Raw genomic sequence first — 5,303 nt, forward strand, 5'->3', positions numbered from 1 at the left:
CGGGCGCGGCCGCTCAGCCGCCCGCGCCGGGCCGCTCGAACTCGCTGGGCTCGCCGGGTTCGTCGGGCTCGACGCCGAAGGTGTTGAAGGCCGTCGCGAGCATGCCGTAGGTGCCGACCGTGAACACCAGATCGATGAGCTGCCGTTCGTCCAGGTGCTCGCCGAGCGCGGCCCAGGTCCCGTCGGAGACGTTGTGGTCGCGTTCGAGCTCGCCGACCGCGCGCAGGACCGTCGCGTCCGGCTCGCCCGCGGCCTCGCCGCGCCCGGCCGCCTCGATCTCCTCCTCGGACAGCCCCGCCAGTGCCGCGAGCTTCACGTGCTCGGTCCACTCGTAGGCGCAGCCGCGCAGCCGCGCGACCCGCAGGACCGCCAGTTCGCGGAGGCGGGCGGGGAGCGTCGAGCGCATCATCATGTACCCGCTGAAGGGGAGGAACCTCCTCACCAGCCGCGGATGGCGCACGAGCGTGGCCAGGGCGTTGCCCGCGCCGCGCGGATTGAGGCGGTGCTCGGGCAGCAGGACGGCCAGCGCCGCGCGCTCCTGGTCGCTCCACTGGTCGCCCGGCAGTGGCGGCACGCGCATGGGCGCTCCCTCTCATTCGTGAGAATCAGATTCTCGCAGCTCGTCCGTAGGTTCGCATGATCGCGAGCCCGCCGTCAACAATGCCTGCGCGGTGCCCCCCGGGGGCGCCGGCCGCCGGAGCCGCCCATGGTGAGGAGCTGCGCGGACGCCGGCGGTGACCCGGGCGCGACCAGGCTGTGATCGCGAGGTTGAGCGATTATGAATCCTTGATTCTCGTCATAGGAGAAGCTAGTTTCCTTGCAGCAAGAGGACGCCAGAGGGTCGGCGCTCACCCGTCACGCCAGCCGCTCGGGGGACACCACCGAGGAGGAAACCTGTGAAAACGCTGACGCCCGTCGCCGCCCTCGCGGCGGTCGCCCTGCTCGCGGCCGGATGCGGCCGCGGCGGGGGCGGCAAGGAGGAGCCGACCGGGGCGGGCGCGCCGAAGCAGGCCGTCTCGGCCGACTTCGGCGACCTCAAGGACGTGTGCGGACCCGGAAGCCCGACCAAGGCGTCCGCCCAGGGCGTCGCCAAGGACGCGATCGACGTCGGCGTGTTCAGCGACGTCGGGTTCACCAAGAACCCCGAGCTCGCGGACGCCGCGAAGGTCTTCACCTCCTGGTGCAACGAGCTGGGCGGCGTCAAGGGCCGCAAGATCGTGGCGCACGTCCGGGACACCAAGATGATGGAGGTGCGGCAGCGGATGCTCGAGTCCTGCAAGCAGGACTTCGCGCTCGTCGGCGGCGCCGCCGCGCTCGACGCCATGGGCACCAAGGACCGGCTCTCCTGCCTGCTGCCCGACTTCCCGGCCCAGGTGAGCATGGTCCCGAACAACGGTTCGGACCTGCAGTTCGCCCAGACGGGCGGCGCCTCGTACAACCGCTACCAGGGCTACTGGCAGTGGCTGACGAAGGACGCCTACCCCGGCTCCCGGGGCAAGGTCGGCATCATCTCGGGCGACTCTCCCGTCACCAAGGTCCTCGGCGCCGAGGGGCAGGAGTCGCTCAAGGCGATGGGCGCGACCATCGCCTACAGCGACCTCTACCCGGCCCAGGGCGTCTCCGACTGGACGCCCTACGCCCAGTCCATCAAGAGCAAGGGCGTCAAGGGGCTCGTCTTCTACGGGGACTTCACCAGCCTGGCCAAGCTCGAGCAGATCCTGACCGGAATGAACTACAAGCTCGACTGGATCGACGCGAACAACAACGCCTACCTCCCGCAGTTCATCAAGCTGGCGGGCCCGTCCCTGAAGTTCCAGAACAACTTCGCCGACCTCAGTGGCCTGCACCCGCTGGAGACGGCCTCGGACAACCCCGCGACGAAGAAGGTGCAGGACCTCTACAAGAGGTACGCCTCCGGCGCGAACCTCACGAGCGTCGGCCTGCGCGGCTTCTCGGCCTGGCTGCTGTTCGCGAAGGCGGCCGGCACCTGCGGGGACGACCTGACCCGCAAGTGCGTCTACGACGCCGCCCGCAAGGAGACCGCCTGGACTGCCGGCGGGCTGCAGGCTCCGATCGACCTCACCAAGAAGGACGCCCCGCTGGACTGCTTCAACGTCGAGAAGGCCACGCCGGACGGCTGGAAGCCGGCGGACTTCAAGCCCGACAACGGTCCGTACCGCTGCGGCGCGCCCAAGTACAGGTACACCGGCGACTACGGGAGGCCGCTCACCCTCGCCGACGTCGGTAAGAGCATGAACGACCTGAAGTAATGGAGCAGTTCCTCGCCTTCGGGGTCGTCGGCCTGAGCACCGCCGCGATCTACGCCGTCATCGGCAGCGGGCTGGTGCTCACCTATGTCACGACCGGCGTGTTCAACTTCGCGCACGGCGCCGCCGGGATGCTGGCCGCGTTCACCTACTGGCAGCTGACCGAGGGGTGGGGGTGGCCGGTCCCGATCGCCCTGGCCGTCGTGCTGCTCGTGCTCGCCCCCGCCTTCGGGCTGTTCGTCGAGCGGGTCCTGCTGCGGCCCGTACAGCACCTGGGCGAGGCCGAGCGGATGGTCATGATGGTGGCGCTGCTGAGCGGCCTCATCGCGGCGGCCCGGTGGATCTGGGACCCGAACGTCGCCCGGCCGCTGCCGACGTTCTTCGCCGACCGGACGCCGTTCCGCGCCGGCCCGGTCACGATCACCTGGCACCAGGGCCTCACCATGGTGGTCGCGGTGCTGGTGGCCGCGGGCCTGTGGGCGCTGCTGAACCGGACCCGCACCGGCGCGGAGATGCGGGCGACCGTCGACGACCGGGACCTGGCCGGGCTGGCGGGGGCCGACCCGGTCCGCGCGAACCGCGTCGCCTGGGTCCTCGGCACCCAGCTCGCGGCGGTCGGCGGCATCCTCATCGCCCCGTCGGTCGCGCTCGACGCGCAGCAGCTCTCGCTGCTGATCGTCAGCGCCTACACCGCGGCCGTCTTCGGGCGGCTGCGGAGCCTGCCGCTGACCTTCCTCGGCGCGATCGCCGTCGGCTGCATGGAGAGCTACCTGACCGGCTACCTCCCGCAGAACGACTACCTTCCGGGGCTCCGGCTGGCCGCGCCCGCCCTGCTGCTGTTCGCGGCGCTGCTGCTGTTCCCGCACGGGAGGCTGCGCGGCCGGGACCGGAGGCTGGCGCGCGTCCCGCTGCCGTCGGTGCGCGGGGCGCTGGTCTTCGCCGGGTCGGTCGTGGTGTTCGGCGTGGTGCTGGCGACGGTCCTGCAGGGCAAGGACCTCATCACCCTCGGGCCGCTGCTGCCGCTCGGCATGGTCGCGCTGTCGTACGTCCCGCTGGCCGGCTACGCGGGCCAGATCTCGCTGTGCCAGCTGAGCATGGCGGGGATCGGCGCGGTCGTGTGGGCGCACCTCGGCGCGGACGGGCAGCCGTGGGCGCTGGTGGCCGCCGTCCTCGTCGCGGCGGTGGCGGGCGCGCTGATCGCGCTCCCGGCGCTGCGCCTGTCGGGGGTCTACCTCGCGCTCGGCACGGCGGCCTTCACGGTGGTCCTCGACCGGTGGATCTTCACGCTGCCGTCCTTCCACGTGCTCGGAGTGCGCATCGCGCTGTTCGAGCAGGGCTCCCTGGAGGTGCACGGGCCGTCGCTGCTCGGCCTCCGCCTGGACGGCGAGCGCGAGCTGATGGTGTTCTCCGCCGTCTGCCTCGCGCTGGTCTCGCTCGGCGTGGCCGCGCTGCGCCGCGGCCGCTTCGGGCGCAGGCTGATCGCGCTTCGCGACAGCGAGGCCGCCTACGCGACGCTCGGCGGCAACCTGCTGGTCGCCAGGGTCGCGGTGTTCGCCCTCGCGGCCGGGATCGCCGGGCTCGGCGGAGCGCTCTACGGCATGCAGATGCGCACGATCACCGCCGACCAGTTCAGCCTGGTGGCCGGGCTCCCCATCTTCCTGATCGCGGTGATTGGCGGCCTCGGGTGCGTGGGGAACGGGCTGTTCGCCGGGACGGCGTTCGTGGGGCCGAACATCCTGCTCGGCCTGGCGTCCTGGACGCAGAACCTCGTCGCGATCGCGCCCGCCCTGGCCGGCATGGGGCTGGGCCACAGCCCCGACGGCCTCGTGACCCGGTTCCGCCGTGAGTGGGAACCGCTCGCCCGGGACCGGGTCGCCCTGCCCGCCCTGCTGTGCGCCCTCGCGCTCGCGTGGCTGCTGCGGATCGCGGACGCGGTCGGCGGCTGGGCGCTGCTGGCCGGCGTCCTGGCCGTGGCGGTCGCGCTGCGCGCGTACGCGGCGGCGCGGCTGCGCGCCCCGGCCGAACCGGAGATCCCGGTCGAGTGGTGGGGCGTGCGGCGGCCCTGGCGCGCCGAGGACGGGGAGGTGCTGGCCCGTGGCATCGCTCGAGGTTGAGGGGGTGACCGTCGCCTACGGCGGGAACCTGGCGCTCGACGGGGTCGGCATCACCGCCGAGCCGGGCCGCGTCACCGGCCTGATCGGGCCGAACGGCGCGGGCAAGAGCACGCTGTTCGACGTCGTGTCCGGGCTGCGCCGCCCGTCGGCGGGACGCGTCCTGCTGGACGGCCGCGACGTCACCCGCAAGGGGCCGGCGCAGCGCGCCCGGTACGGCCTGGCCCGCACGTTCCAGCGGCTGGAGCTGTTCGGCCGGCTCAGCGTCCGCGACAACCTGCTCGTCGCCGCGGAGCTGGGCCCCGAGCGGCGCCGCGCCGCCCGCTTCGTCACCGAGATCATCGACCGGATCGGGCTGGCGGAGGTCGCGGACGGCCTGGCGGACGCGCTGCCCACCGGCGTCGCGCGGCTGGTCGAGGTGGGCCGCGCGCTGGCCGTGCGGCCGGCGCTGCTGCTCCTCGACGAGCCCGCGGCGGGGCAGGACGCCGGGGAGACCGAGCGGTTCGCCGCGCTGCTGCGGTCGCTGGCCGGGGACGGGACCGCCGTCGTCCTGGTGGAGCACGACATGGGCCTGGTCATGGGCGTGTGCGACGAGGTCCATGTGCTCGACCTCGGCAAGGTGATCGCGGTCGGGCCGCCCGAGGCGATCCGGCGCGACGAGACCGTCCTGGCCGCGTACCTGGGGGAGTCGTGAGCGCCGTGTTCGAACTGCGCGACGTGCGCGCCGCGCATGAGCGGATCACCGTCCTGCACGGGGTGAGCCTGAGCGTCGCGCCGGGCCAGGTGGTCGCGCTGCTCGGCCCGAACGGGGCCGGCAAGACGACCGCGCTGCGGGTGGCCGCCGGGGTCCATCCGGTCGAGTCGGGCCGGCTGCTGCTCGGCGGCCGCGACCTGACCGGGGCCCGCCCGCGCGACCTGGCCCGCG

General features: G+C 73.1%; 5 protein-coding genes. 4 read left to right on the top strand and 1 reads right to left on the bottom strand.

Features of this window, described 5'->3' with window-relative positions; translation table 11 throughout:
* Positions 1 to 13: 13 nt before the first annotated feature.
* Positions 14 to 580 carry a carboxymuconolactone decarboxylase family protein gene (locus tag ABZ914_RS45750; protein WP_500200940.1) on the bottom strand — a complete coding sequence of 189 codons (567 nt, stop codon included), beginning with the start codon at positions 578 to 580 and terminating at the stop codon, positions 14 to 16.
* Positions 581 to 896: 316 nt separating this feature from the next.
* On the opposite strand from ABZ914_RS45750, the gene ABZ914_RS45755 reads away from it, so the two are divergent.
* The 4 genes from ABZ914_RS45755 to ABZ914_RS45770 form a co-directional block, all read left to right on the top strand.
* On the top strand, positions 897 to 2,270 hold the full coding sequence (locus ABZ914_RS45755; RefSeq protein ID WP_500200941.1) for an ABC transporter substrate-binding protein: 1,374 nt from the start codon (positions 897 to 899) through the stop codon (positions 2,268 to 2,270).
* Positions 2,270 to 4,381: an ABC transporter permease subunit gene (locus ABZ914_RS45760; protein WP_500200942.1), complete on the top strand. Its 2,112-nt coding sequence runs from the start codon at positions 2,270 to 2,272 to the stop codon at positions 4,379 to 4,381. Before ABZ914_RS45755 ends, ABZ914_RS45760 begins: the two co-directional genes overlap by 1 nt.
* Positions 4,362 to 5,072, top strand: a complete 711-nt coding sequence (locus ABZ914_RS45765; protein WP_500200943.1) for an ABC transporter ATP-binding protein — start codon at positions 4,362 to 4,364, stop codon at positions 5,070 to 5,072. Before ABZ914_RS45760 ends, ABZ914_RS45765 begins: the two co-directional genes overlap by 20 nt.
* Positions 5,069 to 5,303, top strand: a 235-nt coding sequence (locus ABZ914_RS45770; RefSeq protein WP_500200944.1) for an ATP-binding cassette domain-containing protein, incomplete at its 3' end; no start/stop codon positions are given. The genes ABZ914_RS45765 and ABZ914_RS45770, both read left to right, overlap by 4 nt.

Origin of the sequence: Spirillospora sp. NPDC046719 (assembly GCF_040645715.1) — a bacterium.
Taxonomy (GTDB): Bacteria; Actinomycetota; Actinomycetes; order Streptosporangiales; family Streptosporangiaceae; genus Spirillospora.